We start from the raw sequence: 24,962 nt of genomic DNA, 5'->3' as shown, positions 1-24,962 counted from the left end.
AGGCAGCATGGCGATAAAGTTTGAAGATTGGCAAGACGTTAAAGTTGCTTTTGAAGTAGCACGTTTAGGCACGTTAACAGCGGCAGCAGAAGAGCTTAATGTACACCACAGCACAGTGCTTAGACGAATTAATAATCTTGAAAAAAACTTGAATACACGGCTTTTTCATCGCCATGCGCGTGGCTACAAAGTAACTGAAATTGGCACTAAGTTATTTGCAACGGCGCAGACTATTCATAGTTCGTTAGAGCAGCTTCATAACGATATTGCTTCGGCAGACAGTACACTTAGAGGGAGTTTGTTGTTAACTACGGTAAGCGGTTTTATGGATATACTTGGCGATGTGTGTGAGCAGTTTCAAGCGTTACACCCGCAGGTGCAGTTAGAAGTTATTTTAGAACAAAAAAGGCTAAGGCTCGATCACGGGCAAGCACATATTGCTGTGCGTGCAGGCCCAAGGCCTGATGAAGGCGATTATATTGCTCAACATTTGGCCCAGCTTTCATCGGGCTTATACGCTAATAAACGTTATATTAATAAATACGGCATGCCTAAATTATTAAGTGATTTACAACAGCATAATTTTGTATCGGGTGTGGCAGGTTTTAATGCCCGCGTGCCTTATTTTGCGTGGGCTGATGAACATATTCCCGCATCGCAAATAAAGCTGCGAGTATCTGAAACCGCAGAAGCGACTCGTGCAATAATTAAAGGGCTAGGCATTGGCGGATTGCAGCATGACGTAGCGGCGCAATATCCTGATTTAGTGCCTATATTACACAGTGAGTTAAGCTGGCCTACCGATGTATGGTTAGTCACGCATCACTTAGTGCATCGTACTGCTAAAGTACAAGCTTTTGCTGGGTTGTTAAAAACACACTTTAGTGAGTTAGCTGCTAATCAATAGTTTTAGCAGCGTTTTAAATGATTATAGTGTTTTTTTTACTTCTATCCCTAGGCGTTTAGCCAAGCGTACTAAGTTAGCTCTATCTAATTCAAGTACTCTTGCTGCTGCTGACCAGTTGTAGTTATGCTTCTTTAATTGCTCAGTAATTACGTTGTATTGCAACGATTCTACAGCTTGCTTTAAAGGTTGGTTGATTAAGGTGTTGGTTGTACTTTGGCTCGCTGCTATAGGGGGTTGCAGCGCACTCGGGGTTAAATCACAGTGCTCGCTTGTAATGGTTATTATTGGATTTTGCCATTGGCTTTGTTTTGCTTTAAGGGCGCTGCGGCTAATGACATGTTCAAGCTCGCGCACGTTACCTGGCCAGTTGTACTGATTAAGCAATACTTGCGCTTCAGGGCTTAGTTTTAATTGTTTTATCCCTAATTTACGGGCTGTTTGCTCGATAAAATAACCAGCTAAGAGTGTTATGTCGTGCTCGCGTTTACTAAGTGGTGGCACAGTAATAGGGTAGACACTGAGGCGATGGTATAAATCGGCTCTAAAGCGACCTTGAGCTACTTCTTCTTTTAAATTTCTGTTAGTGGCAGCAACTACGCGTACATCTACGTATTTTGGCGTGTCTTCACCCACCGTTTGTATTTCGCCACTTTGTAGCACTCGTAATAGTTTACTTTGCATGGCAAGGGGTAGTTCGCCAATTTCATCTAAAAATAACGTGCCGCCATCAGCTAATTGAAATTTACCTTGGCGCGAATTTAGTGCGCCTGTAAAAGCCCCTTTCGCATGACCAAAAAATTCACTTTCAGCAAGGTTTTCGGGAAGCGATGCACAATTTAAGTGAATAAGCGGTTGATCTTTGCGAGCTGAATTTAAGTGAATATTACGTGCAACAAGTTCTTTCCCTACCCCTGTTTCACCTAATATAAGCACGCTAAAGTTAGATGCTGCAACGAGTTTAATTTCGTTTTTAAGTGTTTGCATTAGCGGGCTTTGACCAATAATTTCACCGCCGTCACGTGTTAATGCTTCACGATTTAGTTCTTGTACTAATGCACTTGAGTGCTGTGCATGCTGTTTGTAATGGGCAAGTTCTAAGGCCGTTTTAAAGTGCGCGCTACACAGCGTTTGTAAGGTATTGAGTGTATCAGCGCTTATGCTGTTAAATGCATTGGCGTTAAGGCTATCAAACGTAAGTACGCCAAGTAGCGCGTTTTTATCATAAAGAGGTAAACCTAAACATGCATGTACTGGTATGTCGCCGGTTTTAGCTAATAGTAATCCGTCGTATGGATCGGGTAGTGGGCAGTCGTGCGCAAATTGAAGCGCGAGTGTGCTTTTGCAAATAGCTTCTAGGCGAGGGTGCTCTGCTATTTTAAATCGTCTGCCTAAACTGTCGGGCATTAATCCTTTAATTGCCAGTGGTTTTAATTGCTCGCCCTGAAGCACTAATAACGCACTTGCATCACTAGGAATCACCCGCTCAACCGTTGCTAGTAATTGATCAAAACTATGCTCGTGCAGTGTACTTTGAGCAAGCTCTAGAGCAACTTGTGTAAGGTTGAATTGCTGGTCCACGTCAAAATGACCTATTTGTGTTTTTATGAGTTAATTTATAGTAGGTCATAAAGACTCACACTGTAAAGTGATTTAATTTAACTTGTTGAATTTAATTAATTAAATTTGTTGGCACAGTATGTGTAATAGCTAAGTAACGTAGTTAGTTACAGAGATCGCCATGAACACACTAATGCTGAATAATTTAAATAATCAAACACAGTTTAGTTCACTGTACAAAACCGTATTATTTGCTGCCAATACTGCATTGGCTGTGAGTTTAGTGTGTATTACGGCAAGTATTTTAATTAGCTACCCGTTTGCAGAGTACTTTTCCATGGCGGTGCAAGTATCAGCTCATATTGGCACTATTGTTATTGCTGCTATTTTAAAAGTAAGTTACGTACTGCGCTGTGTTGCACAACATGGTTTAGGGCAGGAGGTACGATAATGCGCCCTATAAACTTAACTGAGCCAATGCCAGCACGCGTTGCTATTCATCAAGTATCTCAATGGCCGTTATGGATGCTCGCTTTTAGACCTTTCTTTTTAGGCGGTGGCTTATTGGCATTTTTGTCAGTGGGGTATTGGCTACTTATTTTAACAGGCCATGCAAGTTGGCACTTATCGATACCTGCGACATTATGGCACGCTCACGAAATGCTGTTTGGCTTTGCAGGAGTTGTAGCTGTTGGCTTTTTACTTACCGCTGCACAAACATGGACAGGCGTACCGAGCATAAGTGGCAAAGCCCTTATGTGGCTTACGTTTATATGGCTTGCAGCGCGCTTAGCCTTTTTTGTAGTACTGCCTGATATTGCTCATTTTAATTTATATGCTGCACTTACATTACAAGTTATTTGGTGGTTAGGCGCCATAGCCGCGTTGGCTAATATGTTATTAAAAGCCAATAGCAAAAGTAACTATCCATTTTTAGCTATTTTAGCGGTGCTTTGTGGGCTCAATGTATTGTATTTAATACTCATTTTACAGAAAAACATGCAACTTGCACTTGGTGTGGTTGATACCGCAGTACTGGTTATTACTTTACTAGTAGGCATTGTTGCGGGTCGCGTTTTACCATTTTTTACCGCTAAAGGTCTGGGTTTAACCGAGCAAGTTCGCACTCCTAAAATAGATAAAGCGGTGATGTATTTATCTATTGTGGCTATCACTTTATTTTTTATCAACAAGTTGTTTTTGAACACGATTAATCCTGCGTTAGTTGTTGCAACGGTTGCAGTGCTTCATCTGGTCAGGGCTGGTTGTTGGTGGGATAGCAAGGTATTGAGAGTGCCGTTGTTATGGTCTTTGCATTTTTCGTACCTTGCTCTAGGTGTTGGTTTGATGCTGGTGGCAATAAGCTTTTATAGCAGTGCAATACAATTTAAAGATGCGCTGCACTTAATCACTATTGGCACAATAGGTATGATGATTTTAGCAATGATGACGCGTGTATCGCATGGTCATACAGGGCGTACACTCGCTATTCCTCATTACATGGCTGTTGCTTTTGCGTTTTTGCTTGTGGCCGCTATTACTCGTTCATTACTCCCTTTTATTATTGGGCCTCACCTTGCTTGGCAAATAAGTGCTTTGCTGTGGCTAGTGGCTTTTTCATTATTTTTAATTCACTGCACACCTATATTAACGCGGCGTCGTGTTGATGGGCGCCGTGGTTAGTTTACCCATAGGAAAACACATATGTTATCTGATAAAACCATTGAGATTGTAAAAAGCACAGTTCCGTTATTAGCGCAGGCGGGTACGGTTGTTACCGATCATTTTTATAAGCGTTTATTTAGCCATAATCCTGAGCTTAAAAATATTTTTAATATGGCGAATCAAGATACAGGTCGTCAGCAATTTGCACTTTTTAATGCATTGGCTGCGTATGCACAAAATATTGATAATTTAGCCGTATTAAAAGAAGCGCTAACACGTATTAATCATAAGCATACAAGCTTGAATATTTTACCTGAGCATTACCCTATTGTAGGTGCGCATTTAATTGGTACATTAAAAGAGCTTATTCCTGAGCAATTTACTCCCGATGTTGAATACGCTTGGCGCGAAGCTTACGGCGTACTTGCTGATATTTGTATAACCGAAGAAGCTGCTTTGTATGAGCACAGTAAAAATAAACACGGTGGTTGGGCGGGAACTCGCCAATTTAAAATAACCAACAAACAGGCTGAATCAGCACTCGTAACAAGCTTTACACTTACGCCAGTTGATGGCGAAGCTGTTATTACACATAAACCAGGGCAGTATTTAGGTATTAAAGTTAAGCCAGAGGGCGCCAAATATGAAGAAATTCGCCAGTATTCTATTTCACAAAAAAGTAACGCTAAAAACTACCGTATTAGTGTTAAAAAAGAGCTACAGCCAAAGCCTGGCATGGTGTCTAATTATTTACACTCATTAGAGCAAGGCACTATTGTTGAGTTATACCCGCCGGCAGGAGACTTCTTTTTACGCAATAACACAAGTCCAGTGGTTCTCATTTCAGCAGGTGTTGGGCAAACACCAATGCTGGCTATGCTTGAAACGTTATTAAGTGATAATTCTAATCAAGAGATTATGTATTTACATGCCTGCGAAAATACTCAGCAGCACTCGTTTTCAAAATATTTAAATGATCTAACAGCGCAGAATAACCACTTGCAAACAATAACGTGGTTTAATCAAGCGACAGAGGGCGCTGATTTTACAGGGTTGATGAGCTTAAACGCAGTACAAGCACAGCTACCATTGAGTAATGGCGACTTTTACTTGTGTGGCCCTGCGGGGTTCATGGCATTTATAAAAAACCAATTACTTGGGCTCGGTGTTAAAAGTGAGCATATTCATTACGAAATATTTGGCCCGCATCAAGACTTATAATACCGTTTAAAAGTGGGCATATTTTAGATAATTATTTAGCCTACTAACTTAATCGCGCACTATAAGGTTTACTCAATAGTGCGCAACCAATTAAATTATAGCTTTTTAGTATCACTTTGCGCTGCAAACGTTTGTTTTTGCCATGCATTAAAGAGCTTTTGTTGCTTATCTGATATCTTTAAACCGTAGGTTCTTTGCATATAAGCATAGGTGTCGGCTATACGTTTTCGCGCATAAACAGGCGGTTCAACTACACGTTGTTTAAAGTTTACTTTTACTTCGCAGCGACCATACTGTGTGGCGTTTTCGCTAAGCATGCCAAATCGATAATTGGAGCGATCGGCATTAATTTCGCCAATAGCTGGCGCTAAGTTGTTTATATCGGCTTCCATTTTTCTAAATTTAGCACTTACTTTTCTACAATTTTTTCGCCCGCCATCTTGCCAACATTGTAGTTGATGACCAAATTCCCACGCCGGAACAATGTGTTCCCACTCAATGCGTAGTGCTCGCACGTTTATCTTACCTGAGCGTGTAAGCGTATTTCTCGGAACGTAACCACAGTTTGCGGGATCTGGAACGAGTTTTTTACCTTCTTTTTTAATGTCGCAGCCGCAGTAGATGCTTTTAGCGTTGTCAGGTAGGGTTTTAATAAGGTGTTTTTTTGCAGTAGAAAAACGGGTGAACTGCTCCGCCGATACCGAAACACACAAAAAACAAGCCAATAAGGCCAGAATAAATCGAGTCATATCCATCACATATGTGAACTACAGGAATGGCTAGTTTAAGCTGTTGATTAAAAAAGATAAAGAAGACTTAGAATTTAGCTTGAAATGGTTACTGGTACTTGCTCTTTTTATTTTTGTAAAAAAGCTGATAGTGCGGGGAAACTATCAGCTTTGTATAAGCTATTTAACCTGAGCTTTGGTTAAGATATTTACTTACATACTATAGCGAATACCTAAAAAGAATTGCCTACCAGTATGGTTATACTCTCGTGGTAAATTAAGTGTTCCGTCACCAGTGGTATACAAGCGCTCGTATTCATCGGTTAAGTTAATAGCTTCAAATGTTACGGTTACATTGTCATTGAGGTTATAAAAAGCAGAAAGGTCATAATGTGCTGGACCTGTTGTTGCTTCTTCAGCATTACCATTACTGCCAGTATAATCAGTAATGTAGTTATCGCGTTTATTCATTGAAACGCGAGCGCCATAATTTTCTTCTTCGTAATAAAGTGTGAAATTATATGAATTTTTAGAAAGCCCCGTTATTTCTCCTGCGGATACGTGAGTGTAGTTAGAAACAATACCGGTATTTTTTAATAACCCCGGTAAAAAGCTAAATGGCTGTTGATATATTAGCTCAATACCTTTAACAACAGTTCCCTTGCCATTTACAGGTACGTAATGGGTGTAGGGTGTTGTTCTTGGGTCAAGTGCACTTGATGGATCGTATTGCGGATCGTTATCAATGAAAGGTAAGTATGCAGGGTCAACTAATTTTTCCTCAGTTGAGCTGGTGATGAAAGTACCTATATCTTTATAAAAACCAGTTAAAGCAAGTAGCGACTCTTCATCAAAATACCATTCGATACCTAAATCAGTATTTGTTGAGGTGAATGGGTCTAAAAATGGATTACCCGCACTGACTGTTCCATTTAAATAGGAGAATGATGGGTTACCTGGGTTTAGTGAGCCAAGGCTTGGACGAGTCATGGTTTTGGATAACCCTAAACGTACAACAACATCTTGCGTTGCATCCAGTGCTAAATTTAAAACAGGTAAAACATTATCGTAACTATTTTCAATTTCAACAGGATCGCTTTGAATAAAGCCCGTTGATGTTGTTTCTGTTTTTACATAACGTAAGCCTACATTTGTTCGTAGGAGCATATCAGATATTTCATATTCAAAATCTGATTGAATATAAGCAGCGATGGTTTCCTCTTCAACTTCCCAGCTTTGTGCGCTTCGCGCCGTCCACTCTTTATTGAGTAGTTGTGATTCAATTGCATCAAAATCGGCCACAATAAATTGCGGCAACGTACCATCATAGCCTGAACCATAATCATCGTAAGGCATTAATTGTGAAAAGCCGATGGCTGACTCTTGATCCGGAAACCCATTAATTTGCGATTCATCATAGTTTACTGTTCTATCGTTATAAGCAACCCCACCTTTAATGCTCATAAAGTCTGTTTCGTAAGTTAAATCTAATTTGGCAGTATCATTTTTTCTGAGCACATCCGTAGCACGAAGTCGACCGTCTGTTAAATTAAATGAACTTGCATCTAAATTATCATAGCCATAATCCATCACTGCAGTATTTGCGCTATTTCCAAAATCAATTGAGACGGTATGAGGTGTATTGCTGGTCATATTATAACGATATTGCTCAGAGCGAGCATTTGACTCAGCGGTGCCGATCATTGCATCTAATTTTAAGTAGTCAGATAGGTGGTATTTACCAGATAACACATACTGTTTAAATTTTGTTTTAGATACCTGTTGACGGCTTTCTGCACGGGACTTTACTCCACTAAATGTACCTGCCTGAATTTGTTTTCCATTTTCGGCAACTGTAATAGAGTCTGGAGTGATCTCGCTAAATGTATTTCTGAACATTTCGAAGAAATTATACATCGTACGACTGTTGTCGAGGGTAGAATGCAAGGTATCGAAGGTAATTACTAAGTCATCGTTAGGCGCATACTGTAATGAGCCTGTAAAACCTAATCTATCTTGTTCATTACCAAAAAAATCAGGGCGGGGAAGTCGAGGAGTCCATAGGCAATTTACATCATCAACTTGCTCACCTTCAAATTCACAATTTCCCACATCAGTAGTGCCAATAACGTCAGTATTTGATGTGTCAGCATAGACACCGCCGCCGTCTTTGACGGGGGTTGTCCAGCGAACAGTACCAAAACCTTCTTGGCGAACTGTGCGCTTTGATTTAGCGACAGAGAATAAAGCCCCAAAGGTATCGTCAGCAAATGTATTACTGATCATAAATACCATTCTAGGGTCTGTCTCTTCTGTTAAATCGTTATAGCCTGCCTGTGCCGACGCAGCTACATGAAGACCGGGGGAATCAAAAGGTTTTGCTGAATACATATCGACAGTACCTGCAATACCTCCTTCTTCGGTTGCAGCTGTTGGTGATTTTTGAATATCAACGCGATTGAATAGCTCTGATGCAAAAACGTTGAAGTCAAATGCTCTTCCGCCATTTACACCACCACCCGAATCAGTCCCATCTGTACTAGCAGGAACTTCCATACCATTAAGGGTTGAGCGGGTAAAAGATGGGCCTAAACCACGTAGAGTAATTTGACGTCCTTCTCCTCCTTCTCGCGAAATTGCGACACCAGGGATTCGCTGTAGTGACTCTGCGATATTTAAATCTGGAAATTTACCAATGTCTTCGGCTGCAATTGATTCCGTGGTATTTACTTCAAACCTTTTGGTAGCCAGCGATTTATTAAGTGATGATCTGAAGCCTGTAACTTCGATTAACTCAATTTCACTTTTCTTTTTTATATTTGTTTGTTCGGCTTCTTCAGCACTGATTTGAGCTGTCGTGCTAATTAATAATGCACTAATAATGTAATTAAGTGGCCTGAGAGTGAATCTTTTTGACGTTTTCATTGTGTGTTCCTGCTGAATTTAGGTAATGCCACTCAGTTCAGATTTTGCACTTATTTTTTGTGTTATAAGTAAGCGTAAATATGAGTGAGGTGTGTTTGGCTTTATTTAAATACACCTCATTAAACAGTGTATTTAACCCGCATATTTAAAATGCCACCGGTGGCACATGAAAGTCAAGGTTATTTTTTATACTTTTTTAAACAATAATTCACTTAATTTTAATCCTCAAAGGCCAACAGGCCATGGAGTTTATAAAAAAGTATTGTTTGTACTTAAAAATGATAAATATTAAATAATGGATTATAAATGCGTAAAACTATCTATTTACCATATAAAACAGCTTATATTACATAGTTGATTTGGTATAAAAGTAAAACTGCGTTAAAGTTTGCGGTGTAATCATTAGAGGATAAATACCAAACAATGTCGGAAATTCAATTTTTAAATGTAGATCTAGAGCTTGAATCAAAGCAGGATATTAGCGTGCTAGTGGCAGACTTAAAAAAAGTCGCTACAGTTTTACATTATGACAAAGACGAATACCGTCAGTTAGCCCGCATTGAAGCAACAGGTGTAGTAAACACGCCTGACAAAGCAATAAACCATATATGTGAGCTTATTGAATCGTGTTCGCGTAACGCGCTAAAGCAATGGTTAAGCTGTTCACGTAGAACGTTTGATATTGGTTTTGAATCAGGCACATCGCCTAAGTGTTTTAACCAAGCTTTAGATGCAGATACATTATTACGTATATCTGCTATTGGTGCGGGTATGGAAATTACAATTTACCCAATCGAAAAGTAACAGTAAGTAATTATCTTCGCTCTACTACGGCTGCGGTCATTCTTGATACGCAGCAAAGCTCGTTTCGACTATTAGTAATTTTTATTTCCCAGACTGAACTACGCTTACCAATATGAAACGCTTTTGCGGTGGCTGTTAAAGTACCATTACGAGATGCTTTTAAGTGACTGGCGCTAATTTCTTGTCCGACACAATAAAACTGAGTGAAGTCGACTACGAAGTTAGCTGCATAACTTGCTACTGTTTCGGCAAGCACTACGTTGGCTCCTCCATGCACCATGCCCATTGGATTATGATGCGCTGGTATGGCAGGCATAGTTGCTACGAGGTAATCATCACCAATTTCGGTAATTTCAATTCCCATGGTTTTCATTAGTGTACCTTGGCCGTTTATACCCTCATCTAGCTGTTTGCAAAACTCTAAAGTAACAGGTTGATACCAAATACTCATAAGCTTACCTTTTAAAATAGTAGTAAAAATATGGCTTATATTTTCATAAAGTTAAGATAATGAAAATAAAAAAGTGGATCTAAATTTATAGCCAGATAGCGTGAGGCGGATAGTAAGAAGTAATAATAGGGATATCGTAGTTTATTGATACAATCGAGCAGTAAAGAAGAAATCGCCCTAGGCTAAATATAAGCAAGCAGCATAATGTTACTTGCTTATACTTAGCCAGATCTTTTATTGGTAACTAGCTATTAACTCGACATTACTAAAAGCACTGTAGCCTTTAATCATAATAGAGTAATTACCAGTGCGGGTGTCGCTACAGCTTTCATTATTTCCGTTTTTATACGGTCGGCAATCGTAGTTACTGCTCGTTGCAATTGCATTATATTTTACATGTAGGTCAACATCCCCAGTGCCATTAGAGGTCGAAAATGTGACTTGCTCAGCTTCACTTGGCACTGTAAAAGTAAACAATTGCTCACTGTTTCGATCACCACTAACAACGATAGATTGGTTATTTTGCAGTGTATTGTTATTTACCGGTGGGCTAGATGCAGATCTAAAATTTGCAATTGTTGGGTTTGTTAAATTTAAGACTCTAGCGTTATCGTGTTTTGATGGAGTTCCCATAACACTTCCGCTGTATGATTTGTTTGGATTTGACCAGTAATTGATTCTTGTGCAGTTATTTGTACAGTTATAAGCCATTACTGAACGCCATTGTGATTGAGGTTGCTGATAACCATGGCCGAACGAATAAGGAGATGTTGATGGATCGTTTTCAGGGTTATGACGAGCACCTTGTAAATGACCAATTTCATGACCGAAAGAGTAATAGCCGGTTGCACAGTCATAATCAACCATCGCAAATGCGCTGTTAGCATTTGCACCAATTGCTTTGGCTTGGCCACAGTAGCCGTTAACGTCGTTTATTAATATGACTACATCAGCACCGTATTGATCTCGTAGTGTGTGCGCTTCATCCATATAACCATCGTTTTTGGCAGCTAAACGATTTAAATCCGTACCTGAATTTGTAGCTTCAGTATAATTAACTCGGCTTACATGGGCCAAACTAACAACTGCATTGACACCTGAGTTTTGGTAACCCTGATTAGTCTCTACTATTGCAAGATCAATCAAGCTATTAATATCACTAGATTTTTGTTCTGCGGCTGGGGTGTATAAAACGAGTAAGCTAATATTGCTTTGCGCGTTAGTTGCCATAGCTGTTTGGAAGCTTTGTTCTGTTAAAATTTGTTCACTGATTGAAATAGTGTTATTAGATTGTTGATAATCGGGTGCATGCTCAGCAGGTTGCTTGGCAGGATCTAATTCAATAAAATTATGACCAGAATGTTTATTCGGTTGCAATTTATAAACATGTTCATTTACCTTTATCGTACCAGAAATCCCCTTTGTAGATTTTATCAGTGTTACTTCGTCACCATCTAAGCTTTTACCTACCCAGATTAAGTTACCAGTTGCTGATGTACTTGCTGTACTTTTGATAAATTCAATGTCACTTCCCTGAACAGGTAAAAAGAATGCATTGGTTTTTGCGCTTAGTTCGAAAAGCGGTTGCCCAAATTGAGATTGAGCATTACCTTCTTTATTAATGTTTTGCGTAAAGTTAGAGTGCTGCACTTCGAAAAGTGGGACTTGGGCATACGCATAGCCGCTAAACAATAAGCCAATAAACAATGGTGAATATTTTTTCATTTGATAATCCTTTTAAGTGTTTGTACACATAAAGTGTACATGTTAATAAGTTGTTTTCAATTTATTAACATGTGGCTGTCATCAAATTAGCCCTTAATCGTAAATATAAAGATACAAATGTTTATTTTATGTAAACATTCGTTGTTTCTACATAAGTGTAAAAGTGATTTATTAACAGCAAGCAATCAATGTAATTTAAATTTGCGATTTTTATTTAACTGTATATACTCACAGTTAAATGTACTGTATGGAAAACCAGTTGTATGCGACCATTAACGAAGCGCCAAGCTCAAATTCTCGAATTAGTTAAAGTTTTTATTAAAGACACTGGTATGCCTCCTACACGTGCTGAAATTGCACAAACATTAGGCTTTAAAAGTGCCAATGCTGCTGAAGAGCATTTAAAAGCGCTTGCTAAAAAAGGTGCTATTAAGATGAAACCAGGTGCAAGCCGAGGTATTCAACTTGTTGAGGAAGAAGAGCCTGAACAGTTAGGTTTACCTCTTATCGGGCGAGTCGCAGCGGGAGAGCCTATTTTGGCGCAAGAGCACGTTGAGAGTCATTGTAAAATTGATCCATTAATGTTTAAACCGGCTGCTGATTTTTTATTGCGCGTTAACGGTATGAGCATGAAAGATATAGGTATTATGGATGGTGATTTGTTAGCTGTGCATAAAACTCAAGTTGCAGAAAATGGACAAGTTGTAGTTGCTCGTGTTGATGATGATGTTACCGTAAAGCGGTTTGAAAAAGCAGGCCGAAAAGTATTATTGCATGCTGAGAATGACGACTTTTCGCCAATTGAAGTTGATCTAGAAAATGAATCTTTTAATATAGAAGGTTTAGCCGTTGGAGTTATTCGTAACGCTGATTGGATGTAGTTTTTAATTTATTTTTATAAATGCGTGCTTTTTAGCACGCATTTTTGTTTTAACATTAGCACTAAAAATAGGACGTAAACAGCCAACTAATTATTTTAGCTGTAAATTTTTTTGCACTTATATTTTCCCCCTCAGAATGCGTTAAACCCCTTTGTTTTGCTCATATTTCGAACTTCCTGTTGATTACTGATTTTTTATTAATTACTCAATATCACCTGATTGTTTTTTATACTAAAACTTGCTTGTTGTTCGTTTTTTAGCTAATTATTAATGTGCTGAGCTAATAATAACTCACAGCTTTTTAGTTTTGAGAACACACAATATACACAAACTCGTTGTTGGCGCAGCAAAACCAATCAATATTAAATAAGATTGGCTAAAAAAATAAAAATAACGAATTGGCGTTTAAGCCGTATGCCTCTTCGCTTTGCATTCGCAATAGCATCAAAGGAGCCGTCACATGGGTAAACTGACCTCTACCTTGTGGCTTATATTATGTGTTTTTTCGCACTCAGTTTTGGCGAACAGCCAATACAATATGCGCAAAGGCGTAACCGATATAAGCAATAATGTATATCAGCTGCACATGACCATATTTATAATATGTTGTGTGATTGGGGTGATAGTGTTCGCAATTATGTTTTGGGCACTTATTCATCACCGTAAATCTAAAGGGGCTGTACCTGCCCAATTTCACGAAAGCACTAAAGTAGAAATACTTTGGACTGCAATTCCGTTTGTTATTTTAATTGCTATGGCAGTACCAGCCACTAAAACCCTTATTGCAATGGAAGATGCCAGTAAAGCTGATCTCACTATTAAAATTACGGGTTCGCAATGGAAATGGCATTATGAATATATGGGCGAAGATGTAGAGTTCTACTCTATTTTATCTACCCCGCAAGATGAAATCGCGAATCTTGCAGATAAAAACCCTAACTACTTACTTGAGGTTGATAAGCCTCTTGTACTGCCAATAAATCAAAAAGTACGATTTTTAATGACTTCTGATGATGTTATTCACTCTTGGTGGGTACCTGATTTTGCAGTTAAAAAAGATGCGAACCCCGGCTTTATAAACGAAACATGGACGAACATAAACGAAGAAGGTACTTACCGAGGCCAATGTGCTGAGTTGTGTGGTAAAGACCATGGCTTTATGCCCGTTGTGGTGGTCGTTAAATCTGAGGCTGATTTTAAAACATGGCTTGCAGATGCAAAGCAGGCGAAGCAGAAAGCTGCGCTGGCAGATGCCGCATTACTTGATAAAACCCTCCCAAAAGAAGAGTTAATGACTTTAGGCGAACAAGTATATATGGCTAATTGTGCAGCGTGCCATCAGCCTACGGGCATGGGGTTACCGGGTGTATTTCCTGCACTTAAAGGCAGTCCGATAGTGCTTGGCGATATAAAAGATCACATTGATGTAGTTATCCATGGACGACCCGGTACGGCAATGCAAGCTTTTGCCAAGCAGTTATCTATAAAGCAATTAGCTGCGGTTATTACTTATAAACGTAATGCGTGGGGTAATGATACGGGTGATGTTATTCAACCGAGTCAAATACAGACAGCACTTGATGCCAAAGTGGAGGCGAACTAATGAGTAGCATAGTAGAACAACCTAACGCCAATGAAGCTCATCATGCTCATCACCCAGCTAAAGGTTTTAAACGCTGGCTTTACACAACTAATCATAAAGATATAGGTAGTTTATATTTAATTTTTTCGCTGACCATGTTCTTAATTGGTGGCGCAATGGCTATGGTGATCAGGGCTGAATTATTTCAACCAGGCTTACAGTTGGTCGACCCTCACTTTTTTAATCAAATGACCACAGTGCATGGTTTAATTATGGTGTTTGGTGCGGTTATGCCCGCCTTTACAGGCCTTGCTAACTGGATGATACCACTCATGATTGGCGCGCCAGATATGGCATTGCCAAGAATGAATAACTGGAGCTTTTGGATTTTACCGTTTGCGTTTTTAATCCTATTGGCATCGTTATTTATGCCTGGTGGGGGCCCTGCATTTGGCTGGACTTTTTATGCACCATTGTCCACAACATACAGTAATGATAATACTGCATTGTTTGTATTTGCCGTACATATTATGGGGATTAGCTCAATAATGGGCGCAATCAATGTGATTGTAACCATAGTGAACTTACGTGCCCCCGGCATGACATGGATGAAGTTGCCCTTATTTGTATGGACGTGGTTAATTACTGCCTTTTTATTAATTGCGGTAATGCCAGTGCTTGCAGGGGCTGTCACTATGGTACTTACCGATAAGTACTTTGCGACCAGCTTTTTTGATGCTGCAGGCGGTGGCGACCCGGTGATGTTTCAGCACATTTTTTGGTTTTTTGGTCACCCTGAAGTGTACATAATGATTCTTCCTGCCTTTGGCATTATATCTACAATAGTACCTACCTTTTCTCGTAAAAAACTTTTTGGCTATGCCTCAATGGTATACGCCACATCCTCCATAGCACTATTGAGCTTTATTGTATGGGCTCATCATATGTTTACCACTGGGATGCCGGTCGCTGGCGAGTTGTTTTTTATGTACGCGACCATGCTTATATCGGTACCTACAGGAGTAAAAGTATTTAATTGGGTTGCCACAATGTGGAAAGGCTCAATAACTTTTGAAGTGCCAATGCTTTTTAGTATTGCGTTTATTGTGCTGTTTACCTTAGGTGGTTTTTCGGGATTGATGCTGGCAATTACACCTGCTGACTTTCAATATCACGATACTTATTTTGTAGTGGCGCACTTTCATTATGTATTAGTAACAGGGGCTGTATTTTCGATAATGGCGGGGGCCTATTACTGGCTGCCCAAGTGGACAGGCAATATGTTTAATATCACATTGGCTAAATGGCATTTTTGGCTATCGCTGGTGAGCGTGAACGTACTGTTTTTTCCTATGCATTTTGTAGGGCTTGCCGGTATGCCGCGTCGGATTCCCGATTACGCTCTTCAATTTGCCGACTTTAATGCAATCATAAGTATTGGTGGGTTTGCCTTTGGTTTATCGCAATTGTTGTTTGTAGCTGTGGTAATTAAATGCGCGCGTGGCGGTGATAAAGTGCCTGCAAAAGTATGGGAAGGGGCTGAAGGGCTTGAGTGGGAAGTTGACTCTCCAGCGCCATATCATACTTTTTCTACGCCGCCGGTTATTAAGTAATGACACACACACCGCTACTCAAACGTTTGGTACTTATTTGCATAGGCATGTTTGCCTTTGCCTTTGCTTTAGTACCTTTGTATGACGTGTTTTGTGATGTAACAGGGCTTAATGGAAAGCCTTCGCTTGAGCAAGCAGAGCAAAGTACACAAATAGTACAAAACCGAGAAGTCGGCGTTAGCTTTACTACTCACACACAAAGTGGTGCACCGTTTGAAGTTAAATCAAAAGAATACAGTGTAGTGGTAAAACCAGGTGCAATGCGTGAGGTAATGTTTAGTGCTAAAAATAGCAGCAACCTAGATAAAGTAATGCAGGCTGTACCATCAGTCTCACCAGGTAAAGCGGCAAAGTATTTACATAAAATAGCCTGTTTTTGCTTTGATCAGCAACCTCTAAAAGCAGGGGAAGAACTTGAATTTAAATTGCTTTTTTATGTTGATACCGCACTGCCAAGCGATATTGAAGAATTAACTTTATCTTATACCGTATTTGATATTAGTGAACAGCTGGTGGCAAGTAATAACTAGCTTTTTAAACTAGTGTGAAACTAGGAGTAAATAAAATGAATCAAGAATATGAGCATTATTATGTACCTGAGCAAAGCCCGTGGCCTATTGTAGGTGCTGTTGCATTGTTTTTTATTGCAGTAGGGGCAGGCTTAACAGTTATGAGTGTAGGTAAAGAAGGTGGTAGCGGGGTTTATCTGCTTTATGCCGGTATTGCTGTACTTGTGTATATGTTGTTTAGCTGGTTTAAAAATGTAATTAGTGAGTCGGACCAAGGTTTGTACTCAGCACAAATGGATCGCTCTTTTAGACAAGGTATGAGCTGGTTTATTTTTTCTGAAGTTATGTTTTTTATGGCCTTTTTTGGTGCGCTTTTTTATGCACGGGTATTGTCGGTACCTTGGCTTGGAGGCGCAGGCAATAATGCAATGACTAACGAGGTATTATGGCCTACTTTTGAAGCCGTTTGGCCGCTAGTTTCAACACCTGCTGGCGAAACTACTCAAGCTATGGGCTGGCAAGGCTTACCACTTATAAATACCTTAATACTGCTTACTTCCTCAGTTACTTTACATTTTGCCCACGTAGCGATGGAAAACAATAAACGCACTCCACTTAAGGTTTTTTTAGGCGCTACTATTTTATTGGGCGTTTGCTTTTTAGGGCTGCAAGTTGAGGAGTACATGCATGCATATAATGACCTTAATCTAACGCTAGATGCGGGCATTTACGGTAATACGTTCTTTTTATTGACTGGTTTTCATGGCATGCATGTAACGCTAGGAACCGTACTTTTATTTGTAATATTTTTACGGATATTAAAAGGGCACTTTACTAAAGATAAGCACTTTGCTTTTCAAGCAGCTGCTTGGTATTGGCACTTTGTAGATGTGGTGTGGCTGTGTTTGTTTGTATTTGTATATGTGCTGTAGCGTTTATTGGCGAATTATTTGCTTTAATAAAACCAAGTTTAAGCGCTGCAATAACAACAACTAAAACAACGACCGAAAACAATACGCGACGACCTAAAAAGTGAGACATAGGTCGTCCCTCAGTTTTCCCTGACACCATAATAAACAATGCTCTAAATAAGTTAAAAAGTATAAATATTAACAACAGTACGATAATAATTTTAATAATCACTGAGTTGACCCTTTATGCAGTTAGTTTTATGGCACAAACAAAAGCTTAGCTCACTAATCACACTTTGTATGGTTGTGGTTGTTGTACTTGTGTGTGTGCGATTAGGGTTTTGGCAGTTGGAGCGAGGTGAGCAAAAGCAGCAACAACTAACCGCCATTGCTAAGCAACAGACTCGTGGTGTGATGAGCTGGTCTCAATTACTTAACCTGCCTGATAGCTGGAACAAAACTGGTGTATTGGTTGAGTTAAAAGGGCGGTTTGTGCAAAACCAATATTGGCTTTTAGATAATCAAGTTTATAACGGGCAAGTAGGGTACGACTTACTTGCTTTACTAAAGCCAGACACCGAAGAAAAAGTGATTTTAGTTAATTTAGGATGGGTAAAAGCGCCTATATCTAGAGATGCACTGCCAAAGGTTACTCTGCCTACAGGTATTTTTATTCTTAAAGCGCAAATAAAAGAAAATAACTTAAGTAGCTTTACGCTTGAAGATGAAACTACAAATAACGACTTACCTCCAAGAATCCAATCTATCGACTTGAATATGCTGAGCACTCAAAGCCAGCAATCATTAATTAATTTTATGGCTTACAGACAAGGTACTGGTGATGAGATTGCAACACCTCATTATGAGGCCGTTGTTATGAGCCCTCAAAAGCATAATGCCTACGCTGTGCAATGGTTTTTAATTGCTGTTGCATGTGCTGTTGTGGCTATTTTTGCGAGTAAAAAAAGGACACATAATGAAAAATAATCCCCTTTTGTTGTTTGTAGGTTGCTGCGCAATCCCATTGGTTTTGGCATATGGCGCATTAAAGTTTGATTGGTTGCCTACTGCAATTACTAATAATGGCGAGTTTTTAAGCCAAGAAATAAAACTTAAAAATTGGCCGCAAAATAATCCCAAACAATGGACTATCGCACTTAATTATTCAAACGAATGTAACACCCCATGCAGCGAACAGCTCAATGCACTTAATAATTTATATGTGGCACTTGGTAAAAACCAAGGCAAGGTTGATATGGCTGTAATGGGAAGCCCTGACAATAAAAATCTACCATGGAAAATTATTACCGAGCAACAGAGCTTAAATCCTGCAAGTTTATATTTAATTGATCATATGGGGTTAGTGGTACTTGAATATCCCTTTAAGGCCGAGCCACAAGAAAACCGTTTAGTACAAAAAGGGTTATTAAAAGATCTAAAAAAATTACTTAACTATTCTCGTTCTAGCTAATTAAGTTGAGCTTAAGTTGGAGTATCTGATGTATAAAAATTATAAAAACTTAGTATTAATAACAGGATTGCTCGCTTTGATTGTAGTTGCTTTAGGTGCGTATACCCGCTTAAGTGATGCAGGTTTAGGGTGCCCCGATTGGCCTGGTTGTTATGGCTTTTTAACGGTACCTAAGCATGAGGCCGATATAGCCTTAGCAACTCAAAGCTACCCCGATATGATGTTCGAAACCGCAAAAGCGTGGAAAGAAATGATTCATCGCTACTTTGCAGGTGCTTTAGGTTTACTTATTTTAGGTTTATTTGTGTTGGCTTTTTTAAAGCGCCAATATCCAACTACGCCAGTTAAATTGCCTTTGGCTTTACTTCTACTCGTGATGTTTCAGGCTGCCCTTGGTATGTGGACAGTAACCATGAACCTTCAGCCGCTTATTGTAATGGGCCACTTATTAGGTGGCTTTAGTATTTTGTCACTTATAACGCTTTTATATTTACGGCTAACCGCAAAACCCATTATGGGTGGCGATAGCGGCGCAAAACGCTATTTCGGTTTAAGTTTAGTAGCGCTCAGTGTATTAATTATCCAAATTGCACTTGGTGGTTGGCTGGCTGCAAATTACGCCGCTCCACATTGTAGTGGTTTGCCATTGTGTAATTACGCACAACCGTTTTCATTAAGTAGCGTATTTCAATTACCACTTGAGCACAGTAATTATGAGTTTGGTGTGTTATCGCAGCAAGCGCGTATGTCTATTCATTTATTACATCGTATTTGGGCACTGGTTACTTGCATCGTTCTGGCGCTAATTATGTGGAAAATATACAGCCAAGCGTACTCTAAAAAAATTAAAAATTGCGTTGTGAGCGTATTACTTGTCCTGCTTTGCCAAATTAGCTTAGGGCTTATTTTAGTACATTTGTATATTCCGTTGGGAGTTGCACTGGCGCATAATTTGATGGCTGCCATACTGTTATTAAGCATGGTTAAGTTGTGTTATTACCTAAAATCACGCACATAAAGGGGAAATATAATGGCACTTATAATTGATAAAAAAATACTGCTACCCGTTAATACTCAATCGCTAATTTCGCGTACTCATAGTTTGCTGCAAGACTACTTAGCAATTAGTAAATTTAAAGTGGTAGCCATGCTGGTACTAACAGCTTGGGTTGGTTTAGCGCTGGCTCCCGATGTAGGACGTGGTATGGCTGTACAGTTTATTAGCTTGTTAGGTATAGGGCTACTTTCTGCTGCTGCAGCGGTTATTAATCACGTGGTTGATAGTGAGATAGACTCAAAAATGGCAAGGACTCGTCATCGTCCTGTGGCTAAAGGGCGTTTAAGTAAAACACATGCGCTTAGTTTTGCAGCTGTTATTGGGGTTGCGGGTTTTATTATGCTAATGGTGTGGGCTAATACCTTAACCGCTATATTAACGTTATTTGCATTGGTAGGTTATGCATTTGTTTATACATCATTTTTAAAGCGTGCTACACCGCAAAATATTGTTATAGGTGGGTTGGCTGGCGCAATGCCTCCATTATTAGGTTGGGTGTCAGAAACAAACCAAATGGCAGCAGCCCCTTGGTTACTTGTAATGATAATATTTACCTGGACTCCGCCACACTTTTGGGCGCTGGCTATAGCACGAAAAAGTGATTATGAACGCGCTAAAATCCCTATGTTACCAGTAACCCATGGTATCGATTTTTGTAAAACCTGCGTTGTTGCTTATTCTGTTTTACTCGCTGTTGTTTGCGTATTGCCTTATTTAATCGGTATGTCTGGAGTAATTTATTTAATAGGCGCATGTGTATTAAATGCAGTGTTTATATATAAGGCGGTCAAATTAAAAATTGCTGGAAATGATGAGACTGCAATGGACTTATTTCGTTTTTCGATTATTCATTTAATGGTACTCTTTGTAATCTTATTTATAGATAAATGGCTCCCTTTATGAAGCAGTTATGGCTTGGATTAATTGTTGTTTTAGTTTTGTTTTTATCAGCATGTTCAAATGAAAATAGTCCACCAGATGTAGATGCATTAGTTTACGAAAATGCAAAGCCACTGTCTGATTTTACGTTAAACGATCAGCGCGGCGAATTAGTGACTAAGCAACAATTTTTAGGACAGTGGAATTTAGTATTTTTAGGCTACACAAGCTGCCCAGATATTTGTCCATTAACACTAGCTAAGTTAAATGCTGTTTATAAAAACTTACAGGCAGATTATCCGCTACAAGTTTGGTTTTTATCGGTTGATCCAAAACGCGATACACCAGCTAAACGAAAGCAATATATAGATTACTTTAACCCTGATTTTTTAGCTGTATCAGGGGAACATAAACACCTTTTTCCTGTTGTTCGAGAGCTTGGCTTAATTTACGCCATTAGCGATAGTAGTGAATCAGAATATGCAGTTGATCATAGTGCTTCGGTCGCTATGGTTGATCAAAATGGAGCCGTAAGAGCTATTTTTAAACCCGAATTTAAACAAGGTAGTGTGCCATTAATTAATGCGACGACTTTAACTGAAGAGTTTAAAAAAATAGTCGATTACTATAAAAACTAGTTTTTAACTTTTCATGTATTTTAAAGGAGCTTTATGCTCCTTTTTTTTGTTTTTCATTCCTGTTACAAAAATTAATTTAATTTTTTTAGGCCCTTTTATGGCATTTTTAATAACTAGGTCTAAGCTTTTATTATGAAATAAATTGACAAGGAATGCACTTACTAAATGTTAAAACTTCCACGTGAACTTGTCATTATGCAAGCTGAAACACTGCATCAAGATTTACTAAAAGAACTCAATAGTAATAATGATATTTGTCTTGATATTAGCGATGTAATGTCTGCCGATACTGCCTCAATTCAACTTTTATGTGCTTTGCAAAAACATCTGCTTATCATTAAGCATAAAATAATTTGGGTAGGGGCGAGTGAAGCATTAACACATTCAATTGAGCAACTCGGTTTAAGTCATTACTTAATACTTGAAAGTAAAGGTTAGGAATTCATATGAAAAAAATTTTAGCGGTTGATGACTCAGCATCAATGCGTCAAATGGTAAGTTTTACTCTAAAAACAGCAGGGTTTGATGTAATTGAAGCAAAAGATGGAAGTGAAGCGTTAGCTATCGCTAAACAACAAGATTTTGATGTCGTAATTTCGGATGTAAACATGCCAATAATGGATGGTATTACGTTGATTAGAGAGCTGCGAGGCTTACCTAATTATAAATTTACACCATTACTTATGCTCACTACAGAGTCGGGCTTAGAAAAAAAAGTAGAAGGTAAAGCCGCTGGCGCAACAGGTTGGATAGTTAAACCGTTTAACCCAGAACAGCTATTAGCCGTTATTAAAAAGGTTATTCGCTAGCGAAGGAGTATTGTGTGAGTATAGATTTGAGTCAATTTTTTGAAGTTTTCTTTGAAGAGAGTTTTGAAGGCCTAGATACTATGGAGGCTGAGCTTTTAAACTTAGTGCCAGGTGAGGAAGACTTAGAAACTATCAACACTATTTTTAGAGCTGCTCACTCAATTAAAGGGGGAAGTGGTACTTTTGGTTTTAGTTCTGTTGCTGATTTTACCCATGTACTTGAAACACTATTAGACCAGATCCGCCAAGGAGAGCGAGAACTTAGCACTGAACACGTTAATTTATTACTCAAAGCAGTTGATTGCTTGCGAGGTTTACTTGCCGCGCTTCAAGCAGATCAAGCGACTGATTTAACTGAAGCTAATGCTTTGCGGATGCAATTTGAACATGTGTTAGAGAAAAAAGACAACGTATTGGAGAGTAAGCCACAAAACGAAGCTGTGCTATCGACTAGCAACACATATCAAATTAACTTTAAGCCTCATCATCACTTATTTAAAACAGGAAATGAGCCGCTGTACATGATCAGTGAACTTGCTGAGTTAGGTGAATTAAAAACAACCGTTTTTTATGATTCAGTGCCTGATATTACGGAGTTAAGTTATGATGAATGTTTTTTACACTGGCGCTTTTTTTTAAATACAAGCCATGACGAAAAGGCGATAAAAGAAGTCTTTGAATGGGTAGAAGATGATGCAGATATTACAGTTGAATTATGTGTAAGATCATTTGATGATGAACAACCAGCTAGTATTTCAGATCATAACCATGATTTAGTTCTCTCAGAACAACCTGAAAAATTAGAAAAAATAACAACCTTACCCGCCAAATCAAAACCAAGTAGCAATAAAGATAAAAAAGTCGCTAGTGCGCCAGAGTCAACCTCAATCCGTGTTGGCATTGATAAGGTTGACTCATTAATAAACATGGTTGGTGAACTGGTAATTACTCAAGCTATGCTGAATCAGCTAAGTGAACAGGAAATAACATCAACTACGATTACGTCGTTGAAAGAGGGTTTAGCGCAACTTGCACACAATACACGTGACTTACAAGAAAACGTAATGCGTATTCGTATGTTACCAATTAATTTTGTATTTAGTCGCTTTCCTCGATTGGTACGCGACATAGCACAAAAGCTAAATAAGAAAGTCGAGCTTAAGTTGATTGGTGAGCAAACCGAACTTGATAAAACCGTAATGGAAAAAATTTCAGATCCTATGGTGCACTTGCTTAGAAACTCGCTTGATCATGGGTTAGAAACCGTAGATCAAAGAGTGCTTGCAGGAAAAAATCCAGTGGGAATTGTCACGTTAAATGCATTTCATCAAGGCGGTAATATTGTTATTGAGATAATGGATGATGGTCAAGGCCTTAATACCAAAAAAATTAAAGAAAAAGCAATCGCAAATGAGTTAATTACAGCCGATAGTAATTTAACGGACAATGAAATCAATGAACTAATTTTTATGCCTGGCTTCTCTACTATGGATGAAGTGAGTGAGCTATCGGGTCGAGGTGTAGGCATGGATGTTGTTAAGCGTAACATTCAATCTTTAAATGGTTCAGTTGAAGTAACATCGGCCCCTGGTATTGGTTCAACATTCACAATTCGATTACCGCTTACGCTAGCTATTTTAGATGGTCAGCTCGTTAAAGTCGCTCAACATACCTATATTATACCGCTCATTTCGATTGTTGAGTCATTACAAATTGATATCACAAAAGTAAGTCGAGTGGGTAAAGACCTTGATGTACTCAGACTTCGAGATGAATATATTCCTATTTTACGTCTATACGCTATTTTTAATCATCAAAATGCGATTGAGTCTTTAGATAAAACATTACTCGTAGTAGTTGAAACTGATAACCAAAAAGTAGGACTTTTAGTTGATGATTTATTGTCTCAGCAACAGGTTGTGATTAAAAGTTTAGAAGCTAACTATCACAAAGTTGATGGCGTATCGGGTGCCACTATTTTAGGAGATGGGCGCGTATCGCTGATTGTGGATATTAGTGGCTTAATAAAGCTCTCAGGTTTAAAAAAACCAGGCAGTCAAGAACTAACCATTGAAACGCAAGCCACTTTGGAGGCGTTATGAACTCAGCGCAAAGCCAGCTCAGTAACCAATTAAACCTGCAGCAGCAGCAAGGAGTGAAGCAATTTTTAACTTTTATTATGGCTGATGAAGAGTACGGCGTTGATATTCTAACAGTACAAGAAATTCGTAGCTGGGAGGAAATTACAGTACTACCTAACGCACCTGAGTTTGTAAAAGGCGTAATTAACTTGCGGGGTACAATTGTGCCAATTATTGATTTACGTTTACGGTTTGGCTTACCAAGTACTGATTATGGACCATTGACAGTGGTTATTGTTATAAAAATAGAGTTTGAACAGGGCAGTAAAATTATAGGTATTGCAGTAGATGCAGTCTCTGATGTTTACAGTATTGTAGAGCAAGATGCTAAAGCTGTTCCTAGTTTATCTGAATCAAATAATTGTGAGTACGTTGCTGGGTTGGTCAATGTGGGCGATAAAATGGTGGCGTTGATCGACTTACAAAAAACAATGAATATTTAGTTTATAAAATAACTAAATAAAGTAATAAAAAATAAACTTAAAGGT

Annotated in this window: 25 protein-coding genes; 19 read left to right on the top strand and 6 right to left on the bottom strand. The window is 38.9% G+C overall.

From position 1 onward, the window contains the following. The first annotated feature begins 7 nt into the window (after positions 1–7). Positions 8–907 (top strand): LysR family transcriptional regulator, encoded by a 900-nt coding sequence (locus tag DC53_RS08370; protein ID WP_033030279.1) that lies wholly within the window; start codon positions 8–10, stop codon positions 905–907. A 21-nt stretch (positions 908–928) separates the two neighbouring features. On the opposite strand, the gene norR is transcribed toward DC53_RS08370, so the two are convergent. Continuing rightward, positions 929–2,485, bottom strand: a complete 1,557-nt coding sequence (gene norR, locus DC53_RS08375) for a nitric oxide reductase transcriptional regulator NorR (protein WP_033030277.1) — start codon at positions 2,483–2,485, stop codon at positions 929–931. Positions 2,486–2,645: 160 nt separating this feature from the next. On the opposite strand from norR, the gene DC53_RS08380 reads away from it, so the two are divergent. From DC53_RS08380 to hmpA, 3 genes are read left to right on the top strand one after another with little or no spacing between them, the layout of a single operon-like run. Then, a complete protein-coding gene (locus DC53_RS08380; protein WP_033030275.1) occupies positions 2,646–2,915 on the top strand; it encodes a hypothetical protein in 270 nt (89 codons plus the stop codon). Continuing rightward, a complete protein-coding gene (locus DC53_RS08385) occupies positions 2,915–4,147 on the top strand; it encodes an NnrS family protein (RefSeq protein WP_033030274.1) in 1,233 nt (410 codons plus the stop codon). The genes DC53_RS08380 and DC53_RS08385 overlap by 1 nt, the downstream gene beginning before the upstream one ends. Positions 4,148–4,168: 21 nt before the next feature. Further along, positions 4,169–5,350, top strand: coding sequence for an NO-inducible flavohemoprotein (hmpA, locus tag DC53_RS08390; RefSeq protein WP_033030272.1), 1,182 nt, complete (start codon positions 4,169–4,171; stop codon positions 5,348–5,350). 95 nt (positions 5,351–5,445) lie between these two features. Here hmpA and DC53_RS08395 read toward each other — a convergent pair whose 3' ends face one another. Both DC53_RS08395 and DC53_RS08400 read right to left on the bottom strand, forming a co-directional pair. Beyond that, positions 5,446–6,099 (bottom strand): endonuclease, encoded by a 654-nt coding sequence (locus DC53_RS08395; RefSeq protein ID WP_033030270.1) that lies wholly within the window; start codon positions 6,097–6,099, stop codon positions 5,446–5,448. A 192-nt stretch (positions 6,100–6,291) separates the two neighbouring features. Beyond that, a complete protein-coding gene (locus tag DC53_RS08400) occupies positions 6,292–9,003 on the bottom strand; it encodes a TonB-dependent receptor (RefSeq protein WP_033030268.1) in 2,712 nt (903 codons plus the stop codon). Between the two features lie 423 nt (positions 9,004–9,426). Here DC53_RS08400 and DC53_RS08405 point away from each other — a divergent pair, with 423 nt between their 5' ends. Further along, entirely contained in the window at positions 9,427–9,807 is a 381-nt protein-coding gene (locus DC53_RS08405) for a hypothetical protein (protein ID WP_033030266.1), read from the top strand. Positions 9,808–9,817: 10 nt separating this feature from the next. Here DC53_RS08405 and DC53_RS08410 read toward each other — a convergent pair whose 3' ends face one another. Further along, positions 9,818–10,258, bottom strand: coding sequence for a PaaI family thioesterase (locus DC53_RS08410; RefSeq protein WP_033030264.1), 441 nt, complete (start codon positions 10,256–10,258; stop codon positions 9,818–9,820). Between the two features lie 234 nt (positions 10,259–10,492). After that, positions 10,493–11,983: a M12 family metallo-peptidase gene (locus DC53_RS08415; protein ID WP_007376395.1), complete on the bottom strand. Its 1,491-nt coding sequence runs from the start codon at positions 11,981–11,983 to the stop codon at positions 10,493–10,495. 263 nt (positions 11,984–12,246) lie between these two features. On the opposite strand from DC53_RS08415, the gene lexA reads away from it, so the two are divergent. The 5 genes from lexA to DC53_RS08440 all read left to right on the top strand — a co-directional run bounded on the left by lexA (position 12,247) and on the right by DC53_RS08440 (position 17,500). Beyond that, positions 12,247–12,864, top strand: a complete 618-nt coding sequence (gene lexA, locus DC53_RS08420; protein ID WP_007376396.1) for a transcriptional repressor LexA — start codon at positions 12,247–12,249, stop codon at positions 12,862–12,864. A 460-nt stretch (positions 12,865–13,324) separates the two neighbouring features. Next, positions 13,325–14,467: a cytochrome c oxidase subunit II gene (gene coxB, locus DC53_RS08425; RefSeq protein ID WP_007376397.1), complete on the top strand. Its 1,143-nt coding sequence runs from the start codon at positions 13,325–13,327 to the stop codon at positions 14,465–14,467. Next, a complete protein-coding gene (gene ctaD / locus DC53_RS08430) occupies positions 14,467–16,059 on the top strand; it encodes a cytochrome c oxidase subunit I (RefSeq protein WP_002959615.1) in 1,593 nt (530 codons plus the stop codon). The genes coxB and ctaD overlap by 1 nt, the downstream gene beginning before the upstream one ends. Beyond that, the gene (locus DC53_RS08435; protein WP_033030262.1) at positions 16,059–16,589 is read left to right on the top strand and encodes a cytochrome c oxidase assembly protein; all 531 of its coding nucleotides are present in this window, start codon (positions 16,059–16,061) and stop codon (positions 16,587–16,589) included. The genes ctaD and DC53_RS08435 overlap by 1 nt, the downstream gene beginning before the upstream one ends. Positions 16,590–16,624: 35 nt before the next feature. Next, entirely contained in the window at positions 16,625–17,500 is an 876-nt protein-coding gene (locus DC53_RS08440) for a cytochrome c oxidase subunit 3 (protein WP_002959610.1), read from the top strand. Here the strand turns inward: DC53_RS08440 and DC53_RS22695 are convergent. Next, positions 17,403–17,711, bottom strand: coding sequence for a DUF2909 family protein (locus tag DC53_RS22695; RefSeq protein WP_081824568.1), 309 nt, complete (start codon positions 17,709–17,711; stop codon positions 17,403–17,405). The genes DC53_RS08440 and DC53_RS22695 overlap by 98 nt on opposite strands. Positions 17,712–17,725: 14 nt before the next feature. On the opposite strand from DC53_RS22695, the gene DC53_RS08445 reads away from it, so the two are divergent. The 9 genes from DC53_RS08445 (at position 17,726) to DC53_RS08485 (ending at position 24,917) form a co-directional block, all read left to right on the top strand. Further along, complete coding sequence (locus DC53_RS08445) at positions 17,726–18,466, top strand: SURF1 family protein (protein ID WP_033030259.1); 741 nt, start codon at positions 17,726–17,728, stop codon at positions 18,464–18,466. Beyond that, on the top strand, positions 18,456–18,950 hold the full coding sequence (locus DC53_RS08450; protein ID WP_033030257.1) for a hypothetical protein: 495 nt from the start codon (positions 18,456–18,458) through the stop codon (positions 18,948–18,950). Before DC53_RS08445 ends, DC53_RS08450 begins: the two co-directional genes overlap by 11 nt. Before the next feature lie 28 nt (positions 18,951–18,978). Then, positions 18,979–19,968, top strand: coding sequence for a COX15/CtaA family protein (locus DC53_RS08455; protein ID WP_033030255.1), 990 nt, complete (start codon positions 18,979–18,981; stop codon positions 19,966–19,968). A 12-nt stretch (positions 19,969–19,980) separates the two neighbouring features. Beyond that, positions 19,981–20,910, top strand: coding sequence for a heme o synthase (gene cyoE, locus DC53_RS08460; protein ID WP_008138705.1), 930 nt, complete (start codon positions 19,981–19,983; stop codon positions 20,908–20,910). Further along, positions 20,907–21,524 (top strand): SCO family protein, encoded by a 618-nt coding sequence (locus tag DC53_RS08465; protein WP_033030253.1) that lies wholly within the window; start codon positions 20,907–20,909, stop codon positions 21,522–21,524. Before cyoE ends, DC53_RS08465 begins: the two co-directional genes overlap by 4 nt. Positions 21,525–21,689: 165 nt before the next feature. Then, complete coding sequence (locus DC53_RS08470) at positions 21,690–21,962, top strand: STAS domain-containing protein (protein ID WP_007376404.1); 273 nt, start codon at positions 21,690–21,692, stop codon at positions 21,960–21,962. A gap of 8 nt (positions 21,963–21,970) precedes the next feature. Next, positions 21,971–22,333: a response regulator gene (locus tag DC53_RS08475; RefSeq protein WP_007376405.1), complete on the top strand. Its 363-nt coding sequence runs from the start codon at positions 21,971–21,973 to the stop codon at positions 22,331–22,333. 14 nt (positions 22,334–22,347) lie between these two features. Beyond that, the gene (locus tag DC53_RS08480) at positions 22,348–24,435 is read left to right on the top strand and encodes a chemotaxis protein CheA (protein WP_033030251.1); all 2,088 of its coding nucleotides are present in this window, start codon (positions 22,348–22,350) and stop codon (positions 24,433–24,435) included. Beyond that, positions 24,432–24,917, top strand: a complete 486-nt coding sequence (locus tag DC53_RS08485) for a chemotaxis protein CheW (RefSeq protein WP_033030249.1) — start codon at positions 24,432–24,434, stop codon at positions 24,915–24,917. Before DC53_RS08480 ends, DC53_RS08485 begins: the two co-directional genes overlap by 4 nt. The last annotated feature ends 45 nt before the right edge of the window (positions 24,918–24,962 follow it).

It is taken from the genome of Pseudoalteromonas fuliginea (assembly GCF_000690055.1).
In the GTDB taxonomy this organism is placed as follows: Bacteria; Pseudomonadota; Gammaproteobacteria; order Enterobacterales; family Alteromonadaceae; genus Pseudoalteromonas; species Pseudoalteromonas fuliginea.
This window is presented reverse-complemented; position numbering and strand designations above follow the sequence as displayed.

Coding starts and splice junctions, on each gene's coding strand:
- DC53_RS08380 (WP_033030275.1), top strand. CDS start 2,646: ATGAACACACTAATGCTGAATAATTTAAATAATCAAACACAGTTTAGT.
- lexA (WP_007376396.1), top strand. CDS start 12,247: ATGCGACCATTAACGAAGCGCCAAGCTCAAATTCTCGAATTAGTTAAA.
- DC53_RS08475 (WP_007376405.1), top strand. CDS start 21,971: ATGAAAAAAATTTTAGCGGTTGATGACTCAGCATCAATGCGTCAAATG.
- DC53_RS08385 (WP_033030274.1), top strand. CDS start 2,915: ATGCGCCCTATAAACTTAACTGAGCCAATGCCAGCACGCGTTGCTATT.
- DC53_RS08405 (WP_033030266.1), top strand. CDS start 9,427: ATGTCGGAAATTCAATTTTTAAATGTAGATCTAGAGCTTGAATCAAAG.
- DC53_RS08400 (WP_033030268.1), bottom strand. CDS start 9,003: ATGAAAACGTCAAAAAGATTCACTCTCAGGCCACTTAATTACATTATT.
- DC53_RS08470 (WP_007376404.1), top strand. CDS start 21,690: ATGTTAAAACTTCCACGTGAACTTGTCATTATGCAAGCTGAAACACTG.
- cyoE (WP_008138705.1), top strand. CDS start 19,981: ATGGCACTTATAATTGATAAAAAAATACTGCTACCCGTTAATACTCAA.
- ctaD (WP_002959615.1), top strand. CDS start 14,467: ATGAGTAGCATAGTAGAACAACCTAACGCCAATGAAGCTCATCATGCT.
- DC53_RS08485 (WP_033030249.1), top strand. CDS start 24,432: ATGAACTCAGCGCAAAGCCAGCTCAGTAACCAATTAAACCTGCAGCAG.
- DC53_RS08370 (WP_033030279.1), top strand. CDS start 8: ATGGCGATAAAGTTTGAAGATTGGCAAGACGTTAAAGTTGCTTTTGAA.
- DC53_RS08410 (WP_033030264.1), bottom strand. CDS start 10,258: ATGAGTATTTGGTATCAACCTGTTACTTTAGAGTTTTGCAAACAGCTA.
- DC53_RS08415 (WP_007376395.1), bottom strand. CDS start 11,983: ATGAAAAAATATTCACCATTGTTTATTGGCTTATTGTTTAGCGGCTAT.
- DC53_RS08440 (WP_002959610.1), top strand. CDS start 16,625: ATGAATCAAGAATATGAGCATTATTATGTACCTGAGCAAAGCCCGTGG.
- DC53_RS08435 (WP_033030262.1), top strand. CDS start 16,059: ATGACACACACACCGCTACTCAAACGTTTGGTACTTATTTGCATAGGC.
- DC53_RS08450 (WP_033030257.1), top strand. CDS start 18,456: ATGAAAAATAATCCCCTTTTGTTGTTTGTAGGTTGCTGCGCAATCCCA.
- DC53_RS08395 (WP_033030270.1), bottom strand. CDS start 6,099: ATGACTCGATTTATTCTGGCCTTATTGGCTTGTTTTTTGTGTGTTTCG.
- DC53_RS08455 (WP_033030255.1), top strand. CDS start 18,979: ATGTATAAAAATTATAAAAACTTAGTATTAATAACAGGATTGCTCGCT.
- DC53_RS08445 (WP_033030259.1), top strand. CDS start 17,726: ATGCAGTTAGTTTTATGGCACAAACAAAAGCTTAGCTCACTAATCACA.
- coxB (WP_007376397.1), top strand. CDS start 13,325: ATGGGTAAACTGACCTCTACCTTGTGGCTTATATTATGTGTTTTTTCG.
- DC53_RS08465 (WP_033030253.1), top strand. CDS start 20,907: ATGAAGCAGTTATGGCTTGGATTAATTGTTGTTTTAGTTTTGTTTTTA.
- hmpA (WP_033030272.1), top strand. CDS start 4,169: ATGTTATCTGATAAAACCATTGAGATTGTAAAAAGCACAGTTCCGTTA.